The organism is Streptomyces sp. NPDC058145 (assembly GCF_042884245.1).
Taxonomy (GTDB): Bacteria; Actinomycetota; Actinomycetes; order Streptomycetales; family Streptomycetaceae; genus Streptomyces.
This window is the reverse complement of the sequence record NZ_JBHVUH010000018.1, coordinates 78300-101173: the sequence shown is the minus strand read 5'-3', so window position 1 is coordinate 101173 and position 22874 is coordinate 78300. Positions and strand designations below refer to the sequence as shown.

Below are 22874 nucleotides of genomic sequence, written 5' to 3'. Positions count from 1 at the left end.
GCGGAGCAGTCGCGACGAGAGGCAGAAGGGGCTTTCGCAGCGAAAGTTTGAGGCTGAGTCAGCTTGGCATGACACCTCACTTATCGTCAATGAGACAATATGAAGTACTTGCCGAGGCAATCGCCGACAACGCCCCTGGGAGCCCGACACCGAGGCGACCATCCAGGCCGCGGCCGCAGCCGACGTTGGCAACGACGACCAGCCCGAGCCGCAGGCCGCCGCCGATGAGCCCGCGCCCGCACCGCAGGCCCCGGCCGACGAGCTCGCCGCCAAGCGGATCCGCCGCCGCAAGGTCGACTCCGCGGCCGCCGACAAGCCCAAGCCGCGCCCGGCCCGCAAGTGCACCGCCGCCAAGCCCGCCGCCGCCACGCAGGCCTCGTGCGGCTATCCCGTTCGTCGAGCGAAACTACAACCTCGTCGAGCTTGGCCCCAAGGGCACCGGCAAGTCCCACATCTTCTCGGAGTTCTCCCCCCCCACGGCATGCTCATCTCCGGTGGCGAGGTCACCGTGCCGAAGCTGTTCGTCAACAACGCCAACGGGCGCATCGGCCTGGTCGGCTACTGGGCTGTTGTCGCATTCGACGAGTTCGCCGGCAAGAAGAAGCGCACCGACAGGGCGCTCGTCGACATCATGAAGAACTACATGGCGAACAAGTCGTTCTCCCGCGGCGTTGAGACGCTCGGTGCTGAGGCGTCGATGGTATTCGTCGGCAACACCTCGCACACCGTGCCGTACATGCTCAAGCGCTCCGACCTGTTCGACGAGCTGCCTGAGAGCTACCACGACTCCGCTTACCTCGACCGGCTGCACTGCTACATCCCAGGGTGGGAGGTCGACACCATCCGCGGGGAAATGTTCTCGGACGGCTACGGTTCGTCGTCGACTACATCGCCGAAGTGCTCACGTCGATGCGCTCCCAGGACTACTCGGACCGCTACCAGCAGCACTTCTCGCTCTCGTCGGACATCTCGACGCGTGACCGCGACAGGATCCACAAAACGTTCTCTGGACTGATGAAGATCCTTTTCCCGCATCGGGAGGCAGCACCCGAGGAGGTCGAGGAGATCCTGCGGTTCGCGATCGAGGGGCGCAAGCGCGTCAAGGACCAGATCCTGCGGATCGACTCGACGATGGCCGACGTCAAGTTCGGGTACCTGGACAGGAGCGGAACCTGGCACACGGTCTCGACTCTGGAGGAGGATAAATACCCGGCGTACTACCAGGCTCCAGGAATACCGCCAGGTCAAGGCGTTCGGGGTGACCTACATCCGCGAGGGCCAGTGATTGATGTGTAGCTGCTTGGTTTTCAGCAGCCTCACTCCGCACCCCGGCCAAGGCCCCCGCCACACCGCTCGCGAGTCGTAGCCCAAGTACCGACAGCACCCGAACCAGTAAACACACCAGCGAGCGAGAAGCCGATCGTGGCCCATGCCAAGGGCGCCATACGTCGAGTCCCGGCGGATGCTCGAACCGCTCCACGCCGACATGTGCGTGGTCTACGGCCCCGACGACGAGGACGCCGCGGCAATCGTCGAGGCCCTGGCGCGGATCCGCCTCACCCTGAACCGTACCCACCGGGAAGCACCAGAGGCTTAACTGCCATGAGCCTGCGGCGGCGCTCGGCGTTCTCGACGAGCTGACCAATGGCGACGGCACTGTGAGAGTCACTCGTGGGCGTTGGAAGGACCTCCGCCGCCGCCACTGCGGCGGACGGTGGTGGCCGCACGGCCAGGAACGGGAACTGTTCGACCCTGGAAGGTGCGCGCGATGCGCTACCGCTCCCGGGGAACGGCTATCCCCGCGCCCTGGCCATCAGTCGGATGAGGTGAACCCCAGTACCCACCAGGGGCTTGTGAAGAGCCCGTTACGTCGTGAGGCGCACGGAGGGTTCGGCGAGCGGCCTGGTGGAAACGTCCGGCACTGTGCTCCAGGCCGACTCTACCTCCACGGTGATATAGGCCACATCCCGACTTCCGGGCGTGCAGTCGAATTGGTTGATTTCACATCAGGTTGCTTAGACGGCAAAACCATTGGTAGGCCAGGAGGCCACATCCCGCCCGCCGGGTACGAGACCACCTCGTACCTCGCAGCCAGAAAACCACAAATCACAACTACGATCTGAGATCTCTACCGAACCCGGCGGTTTGGGTTATGAAGTGGATGTGGTGTGGGCGGGGTGATGGTCCTTACTGTGCAGTTCTCTCTGGAGGGGATGTCGGCATGGAGATTGAGCAGGGGTCTTTGGGGCGGCGCGAGGATCACGCGGCCGCCATGGCAGACGCCATCACCGCCTACCGGGAACTGGGCACGCAGCGTCCCGACCTTCTGTCCGACCTCGCCAGGAGGCTGGAACTCGCCGCCCGGCTGGGGGAGCTGGGGCCGCGCGAGGAGGCCCTTTCCGCCGTCGAGGAAGTCGTCACCGCCTACCGTCGACTGGCCGCGGAACGTCCCGACGCCTTCCTACCCGACCTCGCCCAGAGCCTGAACAACCTCGCCAAGTGGCTGTGGGAGCTGGGACGGCGCGAGGAGGCCCTATCCGCCGTCGAGGAAGCCGTCACCTGCTACCGGGAGCTGGCCGCGACGCGTCCCGACGACTTCCTGCCCGGCCTCGCCGGCAGCCTGCACCACCTCGCCGGCGATCTGTGGGAGCTTTTTGGTCGGCCCGATGAGGCCCTGGCCGCCATCGAGGAAGCCGTCACCATCCGGCGGGAGCTAGCCGCGGAACGTCCCGACGCCTTCCTACCCGACCTCGCCACCAGCCTGAACGACCTCTCGCAGTGGCTGGGGGCGCTGGGGCGAAACGAGGAGGGCCTGACAGCGATCGAGGAAGCCGTCACCGCCTACCAGGACTTCGCCGCCACCCTGGACAATCTCGCCATCGATCTGGAGGAGCAGGGTCGGGACGAGGAGGCCCTGGCCGCGGTCGAGGAAGCCGTTACCGCCTACCGCTGGCTGGCCGCGACGCGTCCCGACGACTTCCTGCCCTACCTCCCCTACAACCTGAACATCCTCTCCGTCCGGCTGGGAGAGATGGGGCGGGACGAGGAGGGCCTGGCCGCCGGTGAGGAAGCGGTCTCCGCCTATCGCCGGCTGGCCGCGGCGCGTCCCGACGCTTTCCTGCCACACCTCGGCATGAGCCTGAACAACCTCTCCCTCCGGCTGGGAAAGGTGGGGCGGCGCGAGGAGGGCCTGGCGGCCATCGAGGAAGCCGTCACCATCCGCCGGGAGCTGGCCGTGGCGCGTCCCGATGCCTTCCTGGCCGACCTCGCCAGGAGCCTGTACAACCTCGCCATCGATCTGGGGGCGCTGGGGCGGCGCGAGGAGGGCCTGGCCGCCGCAGAGGAAGCGGTCACCGCCTACCGCCGGCTGGCCGCATTGCGTCCCGACGCCTTCGTGCCCGACCTCGCCGCCAGCCTGAACGATCTCGCCATCGATCTGGGGGCGCTGGGGCGGGACGAGGAGGGCCTGGCGGCGGTCGAGGAAGCCGACGCGCTGAGAGCTACCGCTGAACTCCACCTGACCCTCGACCGTCCGGAACATGCCGCGGAAGCGGCAGCCAGTGCCTTGGACCTGTACGCCAGTGACAGTCTCGACCGCGCGCGCCCGCTCACCGCCCTCGCCGAGAGCACTGGCCTTCAAGGGCGCCTGGTGGACGCAGTCGGACTCGCGCTCGACGCCGTCCGCTTGTATGACCACCATGCCCCACTGCCCCCGCACCGAGACATTGAGCTGGCCCAAGCGTTGTGCATCCTGGCAGATCTCCACAGCGCCCTTGGCGAACGTCGGAAGGCTGAGGAGTGCGCTGGCCGGGCAGCAGGCATCGTGTACCGCCAGTGGCTGGTTGACGCACCCGCCCGATACAGCCTCTTCATGCAGGTCCTGCACAAACTGGTCGCCTATGCCGTCGACGCCGCCGACCTTGCGGCCGCTGTCGAAGGTGCCAAACTGCGCGTCACAGCTGTGAGGGGGCATGCTGACGCACCTCAGGAAGAACTCGCTGGCTTTCTGGGCGAGCTCGGGAGCCTTCAGGCGAGGCACGGTGCTCACGTTGACGCGATGGCAACGTTCACCGAGGCGGGCGAGTTGGTATCCGGCCGCCCTTACGACCGTGCGGTCCTAGACGCCCGCAGATCCTCCGCCTTGCACAACTTGGGCAGGACCCCCGAGGCTGTGCAGCTGTCGAAGTACGCCATCGACCTGCTCAGTCCGGTCGAGAAAGAGCCCTCGCATCCCCTGCTTCCCTGGCTCGGCCACCTCCACCACGACCTCGGTACCTACCTAAAGGCCGAGCAGCGCCCCCGAGCAGCCCTCAGAGAGGCCGAGCACGCCGTGAGCGTCTACGAGCGTGTCGCGGCTGACAACCCGGCAGAGCACAGAGAACAACTCGTCTCGGCTCTGACTTTGGCGGGTGCGCTGTTGGATGAACTAGGGGAGACGGAGCAAGCCCGCCGCATGCGGATGCGTTTGCAGGACCTCCGGCAGGACATAGGCGACTCCCGGATCGAGGCGCCGGTGAAGGACATGCGGCACATCGCCGCAATGCTTCGCCGCCCTCGATGATGAGCTGCTCCGGTACCGCGTGCGGGAGCTGCGCCGTGGTGTCGGACAAGCGTTATGGGGCCTGGTGCCACTCGCCCTACCGATGAGCGGTCCGGCACCTGCCGGGGCATCGCCTCTCGGCCGCCCGGAAGGTGCAGGCCAGAGGGCTCCGCCCTGTAGACGTTCGCGGTAGACGGCTATCCGCACATGGTACGGGGACGGGCGAGGTCAGAAGAGCCCCGGCGCGTGGTCCGAGGGCGTGTCGGGGCGGTGGGGTTGGTGGACAGGGAGTGGCGGCGGCAGCGGGCGCCGTTGAAGGCGGGGCCGGTGTGGAGGAAGGTGGCGACGGCTTCGGCGATGGGTTCGCGGTCCTCGGGCACAAGGGGGAGGGCGGGGAAGGCTTCAGCGAGGTCGATCCAGGCCCGGCGGGGCGTCTTCGGGTAGTCGGCCAGAGGCGGGCTGGGCGGTCCAGCTGCGGTGGTCGAGCCCGGTGCTCTCGGCGAACTGCCGATCGCGGTTGCGGCCCACGTCGCTGGCGCGCTTGAGCGCGCGGCCTTCGAGGAGCGGGCATGGTTGCCGGACTTGGTCTCGCGGATCAGGGGCGGCCAGCCATGAGGCCACACCGCTGAAGGTCATTTCCCGTGCGCATCAAGATCGTTTCCCGCCGCCGTGATCAGCGGGTCTCTGGCGAGTGCAGGCTGACAAGCGACGGGCGTCAGCACACTGGACGCATGCAATATGCGGAGAAGGCGTGGCTCACCCGCGCGAGAGCAGTGGTCCCGGTGGCCAGGGGGCGGCGTTGAGAGACCCGAAGGTGCGTGTTGGCGGGCGGAGCGTGGAGGTCGGGGTAGCGGCGCGGTGGGTTCGCTCCTACTTCGATGAATCGGCGAACAGAGCCGCCGCGGCCGCCCAGGGGGGTAAGCCGTTCGCTTACCCGGCATACGACCGTATGGCCACAGGCAGCGGGCCGGACGAGTTGAACGATGGTGACTTCCTCGCTCCGCTCTCCTCAACGCCGGCCCCACGATGGCTGCTGTGTACTCACTGCAGGCTGTGCGGCCGGCGCTGGAGGCCGGGCTGGCCGCCATACGTCAGGACCTGACGCTGCAGACCGCAGTCGCCTGTGGTCGCCATGGTCCCCTGCTTGAGAGCCTGATCGGCGTCTTGGACGCTCCGGCAAGAGTGCCCGGCATCGGACTGACGAAGTTGACCAAGGTCCTCCACCGCAAGCGCCCGCTTTTCGTCCCGCTCTTCGACCAGCGGGTCAAGGCTTGCTACTACAGCACGCGCGCCAACTATCCGCTGCATCCCACGCCGGGACGCCCGGAGGCCCTCTTCTTCACGACTCTCGGCGCATGCATGGCCCAAGACCTCGAGGAGCAGCCCGAGCAGTGGAAGGCCCTGGCAGCGCAGGCTCCCAACGACGTGTCGCTGCTGCGGATCCTCGATGTTGTGGCCTGGAATCTGGGCGCCGACTCGCCTGGGTCAACGACACCCTGACCAGTTCGGGGCACTGGAGCGAGGCGTGTCCGTGAGTCGCTGCCGCCTGGCATCGTTCGCCGGGCGAGGCCCGCTTCGGCGAATAACTCTTCCGACATCTGCCTGCGCAGCCGGGGAGCCTTCCAACTTGTAGGCGGCGCATCCGCATGCCGGAGGTTTCACCGGTGGGTGGAGCGGCTGCTCGCAGGTAGCAGGCGAGGAGGGCCCGACAGCCCCAGGCGTCGCTCGTCGGGTGGGAGGGCGAGGGAGGGGCGGTGGGCGGCGTCGCCCTCGGCGGCTAAGCCGTCTGTGCTCGCGGTGTGCCGTCTAACGGTACGGCTGCAGCCCACCAGCGTGAGCCGAGTCCGCGTACGCACTGGTTGAGAAGTAAACAAGTACACACCTGGTAAGGGGAAAGTGTGTGTATGTTGCCAACGTATTCATTCATGGAATGGGTGTGAGGGTCCGTGTACGCTGGGGGTATGACGGACAACGGAGCTTCATCGGTCGCCCCGCTGGTTACTGGTGCCGAGATCGCTCGGTTGGCCGGAGTCACTCGGGCCGCCGTCTCTAATTGGCGTCGGCGCTACGACGACTTTCCCGCGCCCGCGGGAGGCGCTGCGAATAGTCCGCTCTATGCGCTCGCCGAGGTCCAGGAATGGCTGGACAAGCAGCGCAAGGGCCAGGAGGTGTCGCCCGAGGTCGAGTTGTGGCAGGCGATGCGGGCCGCCTATGGGGAACAGATGGTTGCTGGCTTGGCAGAGGTGGCCGGAGTGCTGGCCGGAAAACGTGAACCGGGACTGCCGGAGGACGTCGCCACCCGCGTTCGCGTGCTCGCCGAGAGTGAAGCGCCCGTCGACCTCGTGAATGGACTGACTGAACGTTTCATGGACTCCGCACGGCGCGCGGGATCGGACCAGGTAACTCCCGAGCGTGTGGTCCGTGCTGTGTGCCACTTTGCTCCTGAGTTGCCGGCCAACGCCACAGTCTTCGATCCGGCCTGTGGAATCGGAGTGCTGCTCCTGTCCGTCGCTGCACCGAAGACGCGCTGCTTCGGCCAGGAGATGGATCTCGACAGTGCACGTTATGCACAGCTACGCGCCGACCTGCTAAGCCGAGCAGGCGTGCGGATAGTGGCCGGTGATTCCCTACGTGCAGACGAATGGCCGGACCTGAAGGCGGATTTGGTCGTCTGTGACCCACCAGCCGGTGTGACCGAGTGGGGACGGGAGGAGCTGCTGCTCGACTCCCGCTGGGAACTCGGTACCCCGTCCAAAGCCGAAGGAGAGCTCGCGTGGCTGCAGCATGCCTATGCGCACACCGAGCCCGGCGGCCACGTCCTCATGGTCATGCCCGCCTCGGTCGCCTACCGCAAGGCCGGCCGCCGCATCCGTGCCGAACTCGTGCGCCGGGGCATCGTGCGCCAAGTGATCGCCCTGCCACCAGGGACGGCGCCCTCTCACGCTCTGCCCATCCATCTTTGGTGTTTGCGACGTCCAGAGAACACGGGAGGCGCGGATACCAACCACGCCGTGCGCATGGTTGACCTGACCGACAACAGCCCCGACGGGAGCCTGGAACCACGCCCCGACCAGGTCACCGATGTGCCGCTGATCGAGCTCCTCGACGACATTGTCGACCTGACTCCCGGCAGCCATCTCCGCTCCCAGCACCGCGACTACCCCGGTGATTACACCGCCCTGCGCAAGGACTTGGAGGGCCACATCCGTCGACTCGCCGCCCTCCTGCCCGAGCTTGCGCCGGGGGGCGGACCGGGCTCACTGGGCGGCGCCACCACAAGTGTTGCTGATCTTGCCCGTGCCGGGCTCGTCGCGTACGACGGTGCTGAACCCGTCTCGGCCAGCGAGTTGCTCGACACGGACTATCTGCAGGGATTTTTGCGCAGCTCCGTCAATGCCCGGCGGTCCACCAGTGCGAGCGGCACCCATCGCCTTGACAGCAGAGGCTCGCGTATCCCTCGCATGGGCATCGACGAGCAGCGTCGGTACGGATCTGCTTTCCGAGCCGTGTCCGAGTTCGAGGAAGGCGTGCGCAAGGTTGACGAGCTATGCCGGCAGCTCGCCGACGTCGCCCGTGACGGCCTTGCCACGGGGGCTCTGACGCCGGAGGAGTGAGGACGGCGCGGGGCACCTCGGTGGGTGCCCGCGCTGGTCTGTGTCGAGCAGCTGGTCAGGTAGCGCGTGGCAGAAACGGGCTCGGAGTTCCGCTCCATGTCACGCTCAGGGCTTCGCGAGCGCGAGTGCAGGCGACGAAGAGCAGGCAGCGTTCCCGGAGCAGGTCGGCGTCATGCTGCAGCGGGTCCACTTCGCGTGGGGTGATCTCACGGGCGAACGGAGCGGTGCTCTCATTGATCCCGAGTACGGACACCGCTCGGAACTCCAGCCCCTTCATCGCATGCATCGTTGCCAGCCGTATCCCCTCGGCGCCCTGCGATACCTGCCCCTTGACCCGCAGCACAGGGATGCCGGCGGCCTTCAGTTTCTCCTCGGCCGCGTCCAAAGACAGGTTGAAGCGTGCGCACACGCCGATCTCGCGCGGTGCGAGGCCCTCGGAAAGCAACACCCGAATTCGGTCCACCAGGGCCTCGGTCTCCTCCTGACGGGTCGCGTACCCCTGTACCTGAGGGCGGCGTCCGTGGAGCAGGGAGCGGTACCCGGCCAGCGAGTCCGTTCCCTCGCCCTCGAGGGTGTCGATAGTGACGGGCGCGAGGAGTCGTGCCGACCAGGCGAGGATCTCCTCGGTCGAGCGGTAGTTGACCCGCAACCGGAAGCTGCGGCCGGCCGTGGCTATGCCGAGCGAGCCGAGCGACACTCGAGAGTCGTAGATCCGTTGGTGCGGGTCGCCGGTGATGAACAGATCGTCGGCGCCGGGGGAGACGGCAGCGCGCAGCACACGCCACTGCGCAGGATGCAGGTCCTGTGCCTCATCCACGACGACATGGGCGTAGGGAGCCGGCTCGTCGGCGAGGAGTGCCGCCGCGCGGGCGCAGATCCGTAGGTGTGTGGTCTCGCCGCGGTCGCGCAGGAACTGTTCGAACCGTTCCACGCCGTTCCACACCTCCCGGCGGCGTGCCGGGCCGAGGCCTGTGCTGCGACCGCGGCGGCTCGCGCCGAGGTAGGCGTCGAGATCGCGAAGATTCTGACCGAGAACGACATGTCGGTACTCCTGGGCCAGGAACTGGGCGGTGAACGGCAAATCGAGCTGCTTGACGGCCTTCTCCCACAACTGCCGCTGTTCCCGGTCCCCGATCGGTTTAGGCGCGGCCGCCGATTTCGTGCGCACGACGCCGTTCGCATAGGCGTCCACCGTCGTCACGTCGACCCGGGCCAGAAGTGCTTCGTCCTCGTCGAGGAGCAGACCGAGCATCTCGCGCAGTCCGGCGGCCAGCGCGTTCGTGTACGTGGTGAGCAGGATCCGGCCGTCTTGGGAGCGGCCGAGCAGGTGCTTGACCCGGTGTAGGGCGGCCACCGTCTTACCCGTCCCGGGTCCACCGGTGACCTGGACGGGGCCTCCGTAGGAGGTGCGGTAGGCGACGCGCCGCTGGGAGGGGTGCAGGAACACCCGCCAGGCCTCGAAGGGCTTCTCCAGGATTTCTTCCAGTTCCTGCGGCCCGGTGACCAGGCGGATACGTGCGGAGGTGTTGGCGATCACCGTGGCCAGGTCCTCGACCGGCTCGGCGGGCGCGTCGGCGGGCCGGCGGACGGCCACGACGTCCCGGTAGACCTCTTCGGGGCGGAAGCCCTCGGCGAGGTACTGCAGCACCTCCAGCTGGTCCTCCGGCAGGAGCGTCGAGAACGCCTCAAGCTGGGCCTTGTCCGCCAGGGAGCGTGCGGCGCGCAGCACCTGATCGTCGATGCCGAGCTCGCGCAGCGTGCCGTCGGAGACGTCCGCGAACAGCAACAGGGGAGCCGTGCGCGCGGCCGACTCGTACAACGGTGTCAGCTCGTCCAGGGCGACGGCGTTGCGCACCTCCAGGGCGCGGGTGGCGGTGTTCGCGCTGTACAGGCGTTTCGCCGCCCAGGTGTAGGCGTCGTCATGCGGCAAGACGTTGACCAGGAGGAACACATCGCTGCCGTCGTCGGGAGCGAGGACGACGCCGCGCCAGAAGTCGGTGATACGGATGGTGCGCATCCGCGGGTCACGGGCCTTCTCGACGGACTCCAGGTGCAGTCCCTTGTCCGCGTTGAGTTCGGCGGCGCTCATGGCCTGGAACTTGGCCATGGCCTTGCGCACCCCGGCTCGGACTGGCTTCTCCAGAGTGTCGTAGCCGTCCCAGAAGCTCTGGGCGAAGGCGAGCCGGGGCATGGGGCGTCTTCCTCTCTGCCGGACGTTGTCTCATGATGTCGGGTTCGCACGGTCTCCGGTCAGCCGTCCGGCGATGTGCCGTACGGCCGACAGGAGTTGTCCCGGTTCGCGGGACAGGTCGAGGCTGTGCTGGTACAGACGCGTGCCGCGTCCGTCCGGTCCCGCGGTCGTTCCCCGCACCTCATGGAAGCGTTCGGGCCGCCGCCCGGCCGCGTACACCAGGTGCGCCTCGCGCAGGCCGAGGACGGTGGCGTAGGCGAGCGCCTGGTACAGGTCGGCGTTGTGGAGGCCGGCGGCCTTCTCGACCTTGTACTTGGCGTCCACGACGGCCACTGGAACGCGTCCGTCACCGGTGCGTACGACCAGATCGGGGCGGATACGCACGAGACCCGCGGTGTCGAGGTGGTAGGGAGCCTGGAGCCGCGCGGTCAGGCCGTACTCCCGGAGGGCCTCCCGCAGGGCCACCGTGACGAAGTCCTCGAACAGCTGGTTCATGTCGAGCAGGAACCCGTCGACGGCGAGCGGAACGGATCCGGGTGGCCGGTGTTCGGGCGACGTTCCGCGCAGGACCGCCTCGGCGAGCCGTAGCGCGGTCTGGTAGCGGGAGTTCAGGCGCGAGGGCTGCCAGCGCGGCAGCTCCTGCCCGCGTATCAGCGACGCCGCGTCGGCGAGACGCATGCGCTGGTGGGCGAGGCGGCGCCGGACGGGTCCGGGAACGCCCGGCAGCCGCAGCAACCGCTCTGCCGCGGCGCGCAGGAGGCGGTTCTCGGCCGTGTCAGCGGTGTACGCGTCGTAGGCGATCTCGGCGGGGGGCGTCCGGCCGAAGTGCCGCCGGATCTGCTCGGCCTCGCGCAGCCGCCCGCGTACGACGAGCGCGGACTCCTCCACCTCCCGGTATCCCTGGAGGACACCCTGCCGCAGCGCCGCGTCCACCTGGCGCTCCACGGCGTGCGCCAGTGCGGGCACGACATCGTCGTAAGTCCCGGTGTCGACGGTGCCCTCCCTGCTGTCGCGCCAGGCGCGGGCCGGGTCGAGGCTGAACCCGAGGAGGAAGAACAGCCGGTCCACGGGCGTCTTGGGCATGATCCGCACGACCAGGCCGCCGGGTGTGCGCAGGGCGCCGACGCGGCTGCCCGCACGCAGCAGCCATTGCCCGCCGCGGTCGGGGTCGGGAGTGGCGCTCCGCAGGACGTCGGAGGCGGCCAGGGCCCGCCCGGCCTCCGCGCCCAGCGGCACGGAGACGGCCGGCCCGTACTCGCGCAGCGTCACCTCGAGCGGGGTCACGGCAGCTGCTCGCGCAGCGCGTCGAGGGCGTAGCGGGCGGCGACGTCCAGGCCCTCGCCGTAGTGGTGCTCCTCCAGCAGTGGCAGGATTTTCGTGCGCCAGGTCCGCTCGAGGCCGCCGGCGCGGTACACACCCGGCTTCATCAGGTACGACGGCCCGATAGCGAAGTCAGCGTCGTCGATGCGGGCGTTGAGCGCGTCCAGAAGCTGGGCGGGCTCCGGATCCCTGTCCTCGCGCCTCAGCCAGCGCGCGAGGAGCCCGGCGGTCGGCTCGGTGCGCGGGGACAGCTCCACGAACGCGAAGCGGCGCCGCATCGCCGCGTCGACCAGGGCGATCGACCGGTCGGCGGTGTTCATCGTACCGATCACGAACAGGTTGGGCGGCAGCGCGAAGTCGTCCCCGGAGTAGGTGAGTCGCACGGACTTCGTCCGGTACTCGAGGAGGAAGTACAGCTCGCCGAAGACCTTCGCCAGGTTTGCGCGGTTGATCTCGTCGATGATGAGGAAATGCGGGATGTGCCGGTTGCCCTCGCGGGAGGCGAGATCGGCGAGTTCCCGCAGCGGGCCCGCCGTCAGCCGGAACGCAACCTCCCGCGTTTCGGGGTCCTCCACGGGCCGGAACCCCTCGAAGAAGTCCTCGTAGGCGTAGGAGGGATGGAACTGCACGATTTTGACCTGTTCCGGTCCGCCGCCGAAGTACTCGGCCAACTTCATCGCCAGGAACGTCTTGCCGGTGCCAGGCGGCCCGTAGAACACCAACTGACGCTCGTCGAGGAGCAATTCGCGCATCTCCTGTAGCCAGGAGTGGTCGTGGACGAGGAGGTCGGCGGCGAGTTCCCCGGTGATGTCCGGCAGTGACAGTTCGCGCTGCGCCGGCCGTTCCGCGGTGAGGTCCTCCCCGGTGCCGTCGTCCACCGCCGGGCCGGCGCCCTCCATGCGCCCGGTGAGGCCGTCGAGCGCCTCCAGGACGCCGGTCAGGTCGACGACGTCGTGCTGGACGGAGAGCTTCTGCTGCACCTCCTCCGGCAGCTCCTCGTAGGCGTGACCGCGCGGCGACCAGGCGACGGTCCTGCGCAGGTTGGACAGCCCGCCCGGCGAGGCGGTCTGGACGGCCTCCCCGGTGATCCGACCGACGTGCAGCCGGCCGTCGGCGATGGCGGCCACCGTGTCGCCGACGCGCATCTGAGTGAGGAAGGCGTGCACTTCGTCGACTAGGCCCCGCTTCTGGTTGTAGGAGGCCGCCCCCTCGTATCCCTCCTCGACGAACCGGCGCAGCGTGCTCTTGGTCGGCTCGGCCTCCTCCAGCGGCGGCAGATGCGAACCTGCGAGCGAGACGAACCCCTCCTCCAGCCACAGCTGCCGCACCAGGTTGTGCCCAGATACGTTGGAGCCGCGCACCAGCCATGCCTTGCGTGGCGCGCGCCAGCCCGTGGACAGGTAGTCGGCGAGCGGATGCCCCTCGGCGGTGCGCCAGGACTCCGGCCCGGAGGCGTCGTAGCCGTACACCAGCGCGGCGGCGGCCGAGGAGGAGTTGCACTCGATGTCCCGTGTCGCCACCCAGCGCGGCGGTGCCTCGGGCCGGGCCGGGTCGGCGGGGACGTCGGCGAAGCCGCCGTCCGAGCGCAGCTCGGCACGCGTCCGGCGTGCGTGGTCGCCGAGCCCCGGCCACGCCTCGGCGACTACGGACGAGTCCTTCAGGAGAAGGAACTTATGCGTGCCGTTGCCGCCGAACTCGGTGAGCAGGTGTCCGCGCGCCTCGCCGCCGTCCTTGGGCAGCTTGATGCGGAACTCGGGCGTGCCGGGGAGCCGGACGAACTGCGGCATGGGCGACCTTCCGGAGGGGCGGGCCTGCGCGGACGCGCTCACCTTACCTGTTGACGTCGTCAATTGATTTCGCTTGGCGGTAAACAGACCGCGCAAGCCTGTTGACGATGTAAACGTGCTGATTCTAGAGTGAGTGATGTGCCCGGCCGGCTCATCGCCGAAACCCGGGCGCTCAAATGCTCAAGTGGGGGCACTATGGGTGGGGAGCCGACGGCTGAGGCCAGACGGCGCACAATCGAGGCGGAGTTGCCGTCGGTCATCGAGAGGTTGAGGCGTTCAGCGTCTCGTTCGGGCCTCGTGAGTCACCGGGTCTTCGACCTGGAGGCGGACCGGCTCGGGCTCACCAGCGACGAGCAGCGACAAGGGCTCCGCAACGGGCTCGCCTCCGTGGGGCTGCAGGTGAAGCCCTTGCGTCGTAAGGCCTGCGGAACGACGGCCGGGGAACGGTCCGCAGGTCGCGTCTCGAACTCGGGCGTGCCCGTGAGCGCATCGGGCGCGCACCTCGGTGCCGTGACCGAACCCATGCCCGTCCCCAGCGAAGCGGCCAGGCGCCTGACTCAGGCACGGCGGATGCTCGCCCGCTACGCCGACGCCGACGGCAAGGTCGGCAGGCTCGCCCACGACGGCGTCGTACGACTTCACGGGCTCAGCCCCGCCGAAGCGCGTGAGCTGACCACCGGCTTCCCGGTCACCCGCCCCGGTCGGCCCGTCCCCGCGGTGAGCGCCGCTTCCCCGAAGCCGCCGACCGGCAAGAAGCGTGTCACCGCCCGCTCCGTGGCTTCCGCCACGGGCGACAGCCAGTCCGACGCCGTCCGCGCGGCGCGGGCCGTACTGGAGGCGGATCGGTGGCGGCGGCACCCGGACAAGGTGTTGCTCAAGGCGGAGGAGGAAGTGGGCCTCGCCGTCCTCCTCCGGGACGGCACCGGTCATCTCGGCCGTGACGTCCCGGAGGAGGAGATCAAGGCGCTGTCCCGGACCGGCGAACGGTGGCGCGCCTACGAATGCCTCGTCCAGCACAATCGGCGCCTCGTGTGGAAGATCGCGCACGGCTACCAGGGGCGCGGACTGGACATCGAGGACCTCGTCCAGCACGGAAGCATTGGACTGATGCGCGCGGTCCGTAAGTTCGACGCCACCAAGGGCTACAAGTTCTCGACCTACGCGACGTGGTGGATCAAGCAGTCCATCACCAGGGCCATCGCCGACGAGGGCACTCTCATCCGGATTCCCGTGTACATGCACGAGAAGGTCAGCAAGGTCGCCGTGGCCGAGCGCAAGCTGATGAGCGAAGGGCGCCCCAGGACCGTCGACAACATTGCATATGCGACGGGTCTCACCTTCGCCGAAGTGGAAGAGGTGCGCAAGATCAGCCGGCCCACCGACTCCCTGGACCGGATCATCGGCGACGACGCGGCCCTCGGTGACCTGATCATCGGGCCGAGCCGACTGCCGGGGCCCTGCGCCGTGGTGATCCGCAAGGAGTTCGTCGAGGGGGTCCGCAACGTCCTCGACTGCTTCCCGGAACGTGAAGCTCACATCCTGGCACGGCGCATAGGTCTCGACGGTGCGGAGCCGGCCACTCTGGACGCGCTCGGCGCCGTCTTCGGGGTCACCCGCGAGCGCATCCGGCAGATCGAGAAGAAGGTCAAGCCGGTGTTCCGCGACAGGCTGATCGAACTGGGGCTCATACCTCAACGCTCCTGAACCGCACGCCCGCTGCCGTCAGCCTTCCGCCCCCTCCCTGATCCGAAGGACCCCGCACATGGACCCGCGACAGGAGCTGGTCGACTACCTCACCCGCCAGCTCGTCGGCCCCGCCGGCGGCGACGACGAGGTACTCGACGCGCCGCCAGACCGGCAGTACCTCATGGGCACGCTCTACCCGCAACAGGCCGACCTCCAGCGGCAGCTCGCCCTCGCGGCCGACGACCCCGAGGCAGCCGGCGCTGAGGAGGACGCCCCCGACGCGAACCCGGCCGCCGACCCGGTGCCGGAGACCAACAGCTGGCTGCCCGCCTCCCTGGGGCTCAGCTTCTACACCGACGCCTCGCGGATCGAGGTGAGTTGCACGGCCGCCCGCTACGAGACGCGGCGGAACGACTCCGGGCGTGGGCGGCGCTGGCAGCGCGTCCCCCTCCCGCCCGAGACGCACACGATTAGTCCCGGCCGGAAGGACGTGCCGGTCCTCGACGGCCGCGCGAGGATTCAGGTGACCCGCCGCTCCTACGGCGACGGCACGCTGATCACCGTGGCGCTGATCAACGAGAAGCACCACGACGGCTCCGGCGGCAAGGCGCCGAGCTGGGACGACATGCTGTTCCAGTGCGGGCTCACCGTCCGCCCCGCCGACGGCTCCGTGCTGCCGTACCCTAGCGTCCGGCTCGCCAGCCGCGACCCCGAGGAGCGCGAACTGCGCCTGCAGTACCGGCATGTGGTGACGCACGCCGTCGGCCATGGGTGTGCCGTCCGCGAGGAGCGCAGCGAGGGTGACACGGTGGAGCTCCTCGCCTGCGAGGTTCTGCCGCGCGCCGAGGTGCCCGCCATACGGGCCGGCGGCCCGCTCGACGCCCCCGTGCTCACCCTCTCCCACCTGGCTAACCCGTCCGTAGGCCGGGATCAACTCCTGGAGGAGCTGGCGGATTTCGCAGCCGCCTACCGCGCCTGGTACGTCGGCCAGCGTTCTATCGAGGTGCCGGCCTGGGGACGGGAGGCCGCCGAGCGGATCCTCGACCGCGTCCATCAGGCGGTCACGCGCATCGAAGCGGGCGTGCGCACCCTGTGCGACCCCGGCCGGCCCGAACTCCTCGACGCCTTCCGCATCGCCCAGCGCGTCATGCTGCTGCAGATGCGTCACTCCGCCCCCGACCAGGCCGGTGAGCGGCGTCGCCGCTCGGACGCCGTGGCCCTCGAGCCGCCCGTCGACCCCACGGCCGCTTGGCGCCCCTTCCAGCTCGCCTTCTTCCTCCTCGCCCTGGACGGCGTCGCCGACCCCGGTCACCGCGACCGCCGGACCACCGACCTGATCTGGTTTCCCACCGGCGGCGGCAAGACGGAGGCGTACCTGCTCCTGGCCGCCTTCACCATCGCCCTGCGCCGGATCCGCGGCGGGGGCGGCGGCACCGCCGTGCTCAGCCGCTATACCCTCAGCCTGCTCACCACCCAGCAGTTCCAGCGCGCCGCCACCACCGTCTGTGCCCTGGAACAGCTGCGCCGCACCGAACCCGGACTCGGTCTCGGCGACGAGCCGCTCACGATCGGTCTGTGGGTCGGCGAGGGGACCACGCCCAACAGTTTCCAGAGGGCCAAGGAAGCCTTCGAGGAGCAGTACGGTGCCACCCATCCCGAGGACGTGTTCATCCTCGACCGCTGCCCGTGGTGCGGCACCCGCATCCTGCCGCCGACCCGGTCCGGCGTCCGCTCCGACTATGGGGTCCGCGCCGGGACGGACGAGTTCGCCTTCCACTGCACCCGCGACGAGTGCGCCTTCCACGACGTCCTGCCCGTCGCCGTCGTCGACCAGCACCTCTACGAGAGTCCGCCCACGTTCGTCCTCGGCACCGTCGACAAGTTCACCCGGCTCGCCTGGGAGCCCGACTCCGGCCGCCTCTTCGGCGCCGGCGCGGGCAACCCGCCCCCGTCCCTGATCATCCAGGACGAGCTGCACCTGCTCACCGGGCCGCTCGGCACCACGGTCGGCCTCTACGAGGCGGCCGTTCTGGAGCTGTGCACCGACTCGGACGGCCACCCGCCGAAGATCGTCGCCGCCACGGCCACCATCCGCCGCTCCGTCGAACAGGTCCGCGCCCTGCACCACCAGGACGTCCAGCTCTTCCCGCCGTCCGGGCTCGACGCCCGCGACAGCTTTTTCGCCGTCCCCGACACCGGCCGCTCCGGCCGCCTCTACCTCGGCGTCATGGCGCAGGGGCACACCGCGGGCCGCGGTGCCGTCGCCACCACGGCGGCCATGCTCCAGGGCGTCCACCAGCTCCCCGAAGAGCACCGCGACGCCTACTGGACCCTCGTCGCCTACCACCACAGCCTGCGCGAACTCGGCCGTACCGTCACCGCGGCCGGCGACGACATCCCCGCCCAGCTCCGGGGCCTGGACGAGGGCACCGGCGTCCGCGCGCTCGGTGACGTACAGGAGCTGACGAGCAACCTGAAGCGTGCCGAACAGCCCGTCCTCCTGGACCGCCTCGAAAAACCCTGGGACGACCCCCGGTCGGTCACCCTCCTGCCGTGCACCAACATGCTTTCCGTCGGCGTCGACGTAAAGCGGCTCGCCTACATGCTCATGCAGGGCCAGCCCAAGACCACCGCCGAGTACATCCAGGCCACCAGCCGCGTCGGCCGGCACCGCGTGCCCGGCCTCGTGGTCACCTACTTCAACGCCACCCGCCCGCGCGACCGGTCCCACTACGAGACCTTCATCGACTACCACCGGGCCCTCTACCGCTACGTCGAACCCGCCAGCGTCACTCCCTGGTCCCGGCCCGCCCGCCGCCGTGCCCTGCACGCCGCACTCGTCGTCCTGGTCCGCCACCGGCTCGGCCTGGCCGCCGAGAACCAGGCCGGGCGGATCACCGGCCACCGGGACGAGGCCGAGCGGATCGCCGACGCCCTCGCCGAGCGCGCCGCGACCGCCGAGCGCGGCGCCACGGGCGCCGACGTCGAAGTCGTACGCGCCGACGTCCGTCAGGAGCTCGCCTACCTGCTGGAGGACTGGTGCCGGCAGGCCCGGACAGCCGCCGCCGAGGGCAAGGACCTCTACTACCGCAGCCAGGGCAAGGGCCAGTACAACCTGCTCAAGGCCTTCGAGCAGCGCTACGGCCTATGGGAGACCCTCAACTCCATGCGCAGCGTGGACCGCGAATGCCAGATCACCGTGACGGGAGCGGGCAAGTGACACGCAAACTCCGGGTCCGCCAGGCGCAAACCGTGCTGCCGTTCGGCGTCGGCGCCGTGATCGACGTGCAAGGCGAGTCCTTCGTCGCCGCGGGCATCGAGAGGTGGCCGGACCTCAAGACCCCCGTCCCCTCCGACCGGCTCGCCGCCCGTCTCGGCGTCAAGAACTTCTACGCGGCGCCCCACACCCTCAACGACCGCTACGACCAGACCGACCGCCCCGGCGTCCCCTACGTCCGCTTCCCCGGTTGGTTGTTCTGCGGATCCTGCCGGAGCATGGTCCGTTTCCTCCACGAGGCGGAGAAGCCCGGCGAGCCGCCCGTCTGCACGTCCTGCGCCGCCGCACCCCGCCTCACTCCCATGCGGTTCGTGCGAATCTGCCCGGGCGGGCACCTCGACGACGTCGACTGGTGGTACTGGGCCCATTCCAAGCTCCCGCCCGAGGCACGGGCTGCCTGCTCCGAGGCGAAGCAGGCGTGGAAGGCACGCCGGCTCAGCTTCCGGGTCGCCGACCGCGCCTCCGGGCTCGAGGCGCTGTCGGTGCGCTGCGGGGCGAGCAGGCAGGACGGCACGCCGTGCGGCGCCGAGCGCGACCTGCTCGACATCCTCGGCCCGCAGAGCGGCCACTGCATGGCCCGCAATCCGTGGCAGCGCCGCAACGAGAACGCCTCCTGCGGTCAGCAGGTCCACATCGTGCAGCGCACCGCCGGCAACGTCTACTACCCGGTCGTGTACTCGGCCCTCGACATCCCACAGTCCGCCGAGCCCCCACGTGCCGAGCAGGACGCGGCGGAGGCGGTCCGCGCCCACGACTGCTGGAACTTCCTGCTCAAAGCACTCGGCAAGTCCAGCGCCGACGCTTTCCGCGCCGCGATCAAGGAGGACACCGGGGCCCCCGACAGCCTCATCGACCAGCTCGTCGCGGAGGCCACGGGTGCCCCGGCGCCCACGCCTCCCGCAGGCGGGCCGGACGCGAAGAAGGCCGACCTGAGCCGTGACGAGTGGTACGCCTTCGACGCCGTTCACCTTCCCGAGCCCACCGGCGAGTTCGCGATCCGCCGCGGCGACCTCGGCCTGGCCGGCGAGACGGAGGAGCCCTGGGCCACCCTCGACGCGCACATCGGCGGCGTCGTCCTCGCCGATCGGCTTCGCGAGGTGCGGGCGCTGACCGGGTTCCGCCGCCACTCCCCGGGCGGCACGCTCGTGCCTGCCGACACCAGCGGCACCCGGCGTTGGCTCCCGGCCACCGAGGTCTACGGCGAGGGCATCGTCCTCACGCTCGACGAGGAGCGCCTGACCGCCTGGGAGAACAACCCCCGCGTCCAGGCCCATGTCCTCGGTGTCCGTGCCGACCTCGACGCGTCGTTCCGCGGCGACCAGCTCGCCGAGACCGCCGGCAGCGAACTCTCCCCCCGCTTCATCCTCCTGCACACCCTCGCCCACCTCCTCATCCGCCAACTCTCCTTCGACTCCGGTTACACCACCTCCAGTCTGCGCGAGCGCGTGTACGGCCGCCCCGAGTACGACCAGCGCGGACTGCTGATCTACACGGCCGCCGGTGACGCGGAGGGCACCCTCGGCGGTCTGGTCCGGCAAGGCGAGGCGCCGCACTTCGCCGAGACGCTTATCCGCATGCTGGAGGCCGCCGCTTGGTGCTCCGCCGACCCGCTGTGCGCCGAGCACACCGGCCAGGGCTTCGGCAACCTCAACCGGGCCGCCTGCCACGCCTGCACCCTGCTGCCCGAGACGAGCTGCCAGACGGGCAACACCCTCCTCGACCGCGCCCTGGTCGTCGGCTCGGCCCGCGTCCCCGGCTACTTCACCGACGTCCTCACCGCGAGTCGCAACGCGGCCGCCACCGCCCAGGGATGACCCGCATGACCACCACGAACAGCACCGTCCTCCATCCCGACCTCACCCCGGCCCAGCGCGACTGCCTGGAGGCTCTGCCGCTGACCGGCAACCACGTCGTCAGCGGCCCGCCCGGCAGCGGCAAGAGCCTGCTCGCCGCGCACCGCGCCGTCCACCTCGCCCTCACCGGCCGCCCCACCCTGTTGCTGACGCGCTCCAACCTCCTGCGCCAGCTCCTGCGCGACACCCTGCAGGGCCTCACCGTTCCCGGAGCTCCCGTCGAGGCCGCCACCGTCCACAGCTGGGTCCTGCGGCACTTCGGGTACGGCGCACCGCGCACCCAGGACGGCTGGTTCGACTGGACGGCCCTCACCCTCCAGGCCGCCGCCGGCGTCGGCGAGAAGGAAGTGGACGCCCCCCACCTCGTCGTCGACGAGGGCCAGGATCTGCCCCCGGGCTTCTACCTGATGGCCCGCCTCGCCGCCGCCTCCGTCACGGTCTTCGCCGACGAGTGCCAGCGCCTCACCGACACCAACTCCACCCTCACCGAGATCACCGACGCTCTCGGCCGTTCCACCGGACGCGTTGAGACATCCGGCAACCACCGCAACACCCGCGAGATCGCCTCCCTTGCCGAACACTTCCGCACCGGCGGCGCCATCCCCCGCATCCCCTTCCGCAGCGGCGCCCTGCCCGTGGTCCGCCGCTACTCCGGCGGCAAGGATCTCGCCGACGACATCACCACCATGGCGGCGCGGCACCCGGCGGACCGCATCGGCGTCATCGTCAACTCCCTGCGCGCGGCCGCCGATCTCATGCGCCGCCTGGAGCGCGCCGGCCTCGCCCACGAACCCCAGCTCTACAGTTCGACGGCCGCCGCGGGCCGCTACCGCGACCTCGACCTCACCCGCCCCGGTGTCGTCGTCGTCCACCGTGCCAGCGCCAAGGGCCTCGACTTCGACACGGTCGTCATCGCCGACGCGGAGTCCGACTCCGCCACCGACCCCACGGCGGCGACCCTCCGCATGGCCTACTACGTCATGATCACCCGCGCCCGGCAGCGCCTGGTGCTGGGCTGGCAGGGCAGTCGGTTGCCGCGGCACCTGGAGGGGCTGGGCGGGTGGGTGCTGATGCGGTGACAGCAGGACTGGGCCACGAGCGTGCGATGAAACCGGCCCCGATCCGAGACGGTCCGATATGCGGCGAGTGACTTCCGGACGCGATCCGAGAGGACAAGAACCCCGATGAGCAAGGCCGATGACGCCAAGAACCTGCTCCAACAGGTACTCGACAAGGCGTTGGTCGCCCAGCAGCCTCTGGCGAAGAAGCACGTCGAGCGCCTGCGGCGGGTCCATCCCAGCGACACTCCGCAGGAGCTGATCCGCCGGTTGGACCGCTTCTACCTCGCTGGCGTCACCACTTCCGGGGGAGCGTCCGGCGCGGCGGGCATCGTGCCCGGCGCCGGGATCCCCACGGCTTTGGCCGACGCCATGGTCTTCACCGAGGCGTCGGTGCTTTACGCGCTGTCGCTGGCCGAGGTCCATGGCACGCACCCCAAAGACATCGAGCGACGCAGGCTCCTGGTCTTGACCGTCCTCCTCGGCGACAGAGCGGTGAGGGCCCTGGACAGATTCATCGGGCGCACCGGCCCTTACTGGGCACGGCGCATCGTCAGTGCGGTCCCCATGAGTGCGATCAACCGGGCGAACAAGGTGCTGGGCCCGTGGTTCATCACCAAGTATGGGACCAAGCAGGGGGTTCTGGTGCTGAGCAAACAGGTGCCACTCGGTGTCGGTGCCGCGCTCGGCGCCGGTGGCAACCACCTCTTCGGGAGACTGACGATCAGGTCCGCACGCGCCATCTTCGGACAACCCCCGTTGAGCTGGGACGGCGATTACCGTGAGAACGACGTGCCCTTCGATCATCCTGACTCGGGGGACTCGGGGGACTCGGGGGACTCGGGGGACTCGGGGGACTCGGGGGACTCGGGGGACTCGGGGGACTCGGGGGACTCGGGGGACTCGGCTCCGTAACGTCGCTTCCGGATGGACATGGACTGTCGGCCCTCACCCGGCTACCCGCAGGCCGCTGCGGGATCGAAGTGGCGCTCGTCGAGTCCCTCGCCCACGCAGCCCTTTCCGGCGCGACATGGCAGTCTGATGCCTTCCGTATCGTCCTGCGTGTGACCACCCAGGAGTGGACCCGGACACGCTTCATCCTCGTCCACGAGGTCGGACACCTGCGCGCCCGCGATGCCCAGGACTCGCGCGCCGACGCGCCACCGCAGCCCGGCAGACAGAAGGACTACACCGAGGCGAGGGCCAACGTCTCCGCCGCCCACTTGCTGATGCCGGAAGCCGAGATACGGGCTGCATGGCAGCGCATGGCCACCGATCCGCGGGGCCCCACCGACCAGGCCGAGAGACGGCCCTCCGTCCGCTTGCCGCCTACTTGGACCGCACCGTCGACGACCTGAGAGCCATGGCCGAACCCGCGCGGACCACGCGTCCCATGCCGAAGGATGAGAAGTACGACCCGGAATTCCAGCCATCACAGGTTCCAGGAACTCCTGCGGCCGCGTCAGCCTCTTCCCCGACAATACGGTGCTCTGCAGCTTCGGCACCGTGGGGCGTCTGAATCTGCTCCGCAAAGTGCCTGACGGATGC

14 protein-coding genes and 1 pseudogene are annotated in these 22874 nt (G+C 69.4%); 12 read left to right on the top strand and 3 right to left on the bottom strand.

The window, feature by feature from the left end; all coding sequences use genetic code 11:
* The first annotated feature begins 68 nt into the window (after positions 1 to 68).
* The 6 genes and pseudogenes from ACFVVO_RS33290 (at position 69) to ACFVVO_RS33265 (ending at position 8154) form a co-directional block, all read left to right on the top strand.
* A complete protein-coding gene (locus ACFVVO_RS33290; protein WP_390059993.1) occupies positions 69 to 635 on the top strand; it encodes a BREX system Lon protease-like protein BrxL in 567 nt (188 codons plus the stop codon).
* Positions 518 to 1296, top strand: a pseudogene (locus tag ACFVVO_RS33285) (BREX system Lon protease-like protein BrxL). Before ACFVVO_RS33290 ends, ACFVVO_RS33285 begins: the two are co-directional and overlap by 118 nt.
* A gap of 133 nt (positions 1297 to 1429) precedes the next feature.
* A complete protein-coding gene (locus tag ACFVVO_RS33280) occupies positions 1430 to 1597 on the top strand; it encodes a hypothetical protein (RefSeq protein ID WP_390059991.1) in 168 nt (55 codons plus the stop codon).
* 624 nt (positions 1598 to 2221) lie between these two features.
* Complete coding sequence (locus ACFVVO_RS33275) at positions 2222 to 4561, top strand: tetratricopeptide repeat protein (protein ID WP_390059989.1); 2340 nt, start codon at positions 2222 to 2224, stop codon at positions 4559 to 4561.
* A 1014-nt stretch (positions 4562 to 5575) separates the two neighbouring features.
* On the top strand, positions 5576 to 6040 hold the full coding sequence (locus tag ACFVVO_RS33270; protein ID WP_390059988.1) for a DUF6308 family protein: 465 nt from the start codon (positions 5576 to 5578) through the stop codon (positions 6038 to 6040).
* Between the two features lie 461 nt (positions 6041 to 6501).
* Positions 6502 to 8154 carry an N-6 DNA methylase gene (locus tag ACFVVO_RS33265; protein WP_390059986.1) on the top strand — a complete coding sequence of 551 codons (1653 nt, stop codon included), beginning with the start codon at positions 6502 to 6504 and terminating at the stop codon, positions 8152 to 8154.
* 55 nt (positions 8155 to 8209) lie between these two features.
* Here ACFVVO_RS33265 and ACFVVO_RS33260 read toward each other — a convergent pair whose 3' ends face one another.
* From ACFVVO_RS33260 to ACFVVO_RS33250, 3 genes are read right to left on the bottom strand one after another with little or no spacing between them, the layout of a single operon-like run.
* Complete coding sequence (locus ACFVVO_RS33260; RefSeq protein WP_390059985.1) at positions 8210 to 10345, bottom strand: UvrD-helicase domain-containing protein; 2136 nt, start codon at positions 10343 to 10345, stop codon at positions 8210 to 8212.
* A gap of 30 nt (positions 10346 to 10375) precedes the next feature.
* Positions 10376 to 11629, bottom strand: coding sequence for an McrC family protein (locus tag ACFVVO_RS33255; protein ID WP_390059984.1), 1254 nt, complete (start codon positions 11627 to 11629; stop codon positions 10376 to 10378).
* Positions 11626 to 13452 (bottom strand): AAA family ATPase, encoded by a 1827-nt coding sequence (locus ACFVVO_RS33250; RefSeq protein ID WP_390059982.1) that lies wholly within the window; start codon positions 13450 to 13452, stop codon positions 11626 to 11628. Before ACFVVO_RS33250 ends, ACFVVO_RS33255 begins: the two co-directional genes overlap by 4 nt.
* 297 nt (positions 13453 to 13749) lie before the next feature.
* Between ACFVVO_RS33250 and ACFVVO_RS33245 the strand changes: the two genes are divergently transcribed.
* From ACFVVO_RS33245 to ACFVVO_RS33220, 6 genes are all read left to right on the top strand, one after another.
* Positions 13750 to 15156, top strand: a complete 1407-nt coding sequence (locus ACFVVO_RS33245) for an RNA polymerase sigma factor RpoD/SigA (protein WP_390059980.1) — start codon at positions 13750 to 13752, stop codon at positions 15154 to 15156.
* A gap of 58 nt (positions 15157 to 15214) precedes the next feature.
* On the top strand, positions 15215 to 18358 hold the full coding sequence (locus tag ACFVVO_RS33240) for a helicase-related protein (RefSeq protein WP_390059978.1): 3144 nt from the start codon (positions 15215 to 15217) through the stop codon (positions 18356 to 18358).
* Entirely contained in the window at positions 18355 to 20229 is a 1875-nt protein-coding gene (gene drmB, locus ACFVVO_RS33235; protein ID WP_390059977.1) for a DrmB family protein, read from the top strand. The genes ACFVVO_RS33240 and drmB overlap by 4 nt, the downstream gene beginning before the upstream one ends.
* A gap of 5 nt (positions 20230 to 20234) precedes the next feature.
* Positions 20235 to 21347, top strand: coding sequence for a hypothetical protein (locus ACFVVO_RS33230; protein WP_390059975.1), 1113 nt, complete (start codon positions 20235 to 20237; stop codon positions 21345 to 21347).
* Positions 21348 to 21452: 105 nt separating this feature from the next.
* Positions 21453 to 22241: a hypothetical protein gene (locus ACFVVO_RS33225; protein WP_390059974.1), complete on the top strand. Its 789-nt coding sequence runs from the start codon at positions 21453 to 21455 to the stop codon at positions 22239 to 22241.
* Positions 22242 to 22309: 68 nt separating this feature from the next.
* The gene (locus tag ACFVVO_RS33220) at positions 22310 to 22684 is read left to right on the top strand and encodes an ImmA/IrrE family metallo-endopeptidase (protein WP_390059972.1); all 375 of its coding nucleotides are present in this window, start codon (positions 22310 to 22312) and stop codon (positions 22682 to 22684) included.
* Positions 22685 to 22874 lie beyond the last annotated feature (190 nt).

Excerpts from the sequence above, each read along its gene's own strand:
- ACFVVO_RS33290 (WP_390059993.1), top strand. The coding sequence starts at position 69 with ATGACACCTCACTTATCGTCAATGAGACAATATGAAGTACTTGCCGAG.
- ACFVVO_RS33280 (WP_390059991.1), top strand. The coding sequence starts at position 1,430 with ATGCCAAGGGCGCCATACGTCGAGTCCCGGCGGATGCTCGAACCGCTC.
- ACFVVO_RS33275 (WP_390059989.1), top strand. The coding sequence starts at position 2,222 with ATGGAGATTGAGCAGGGGTCTTTGGGGCGGCGCGAGGATCACGCGGCC.
- ACFVVO_RS33265 (WP_390059986.1), top strand. The coding sequence starts at position 6,502 with ATGACGGACAACGGAGCTTCATCGGTCGCCCCGCTGGTTACTGGTGCC.
- ACFVVO_RS33260 (WP_390059985.1), bottom strand. The coding sequence starts at position 10,345 with ATGCCCCGGCTCGCCTTCGCCCAGAGCTTCTGGGACGGCTACGACACT.
- ACFVVO_RS33250 (WP_390059982.1), bottom strand. The coding sequence starts at position 13,452 with ATGCCGCAGTTCGTCCGGCTCCCCGGCACGCCCGAGTTCCGCATCAAG.
- ACFVVO_RS33240 (WP_390059978.1), top strand. The coding sequence starts at position 15,215 with ATGGACCCGCGACAGGAGCTGGTCGACTACCTCACCCGCCAGCTCGTC.
- ACFVVO_RS33230 (WP_390059975.1), top strand. The coding sequence starts at position 20,235 with ATGACCACCACGAACAGCACCGTCCTCCATCCCGACCTCACCCCGGCC.
- ACFVVO_RS33225 (WP_390059974.1), top strand. The coding sequence starts at position 21,453 with ATGAGCAAGGCCGATGACGCCAAGAACCTGCTCCAACAGGTACTCGAC.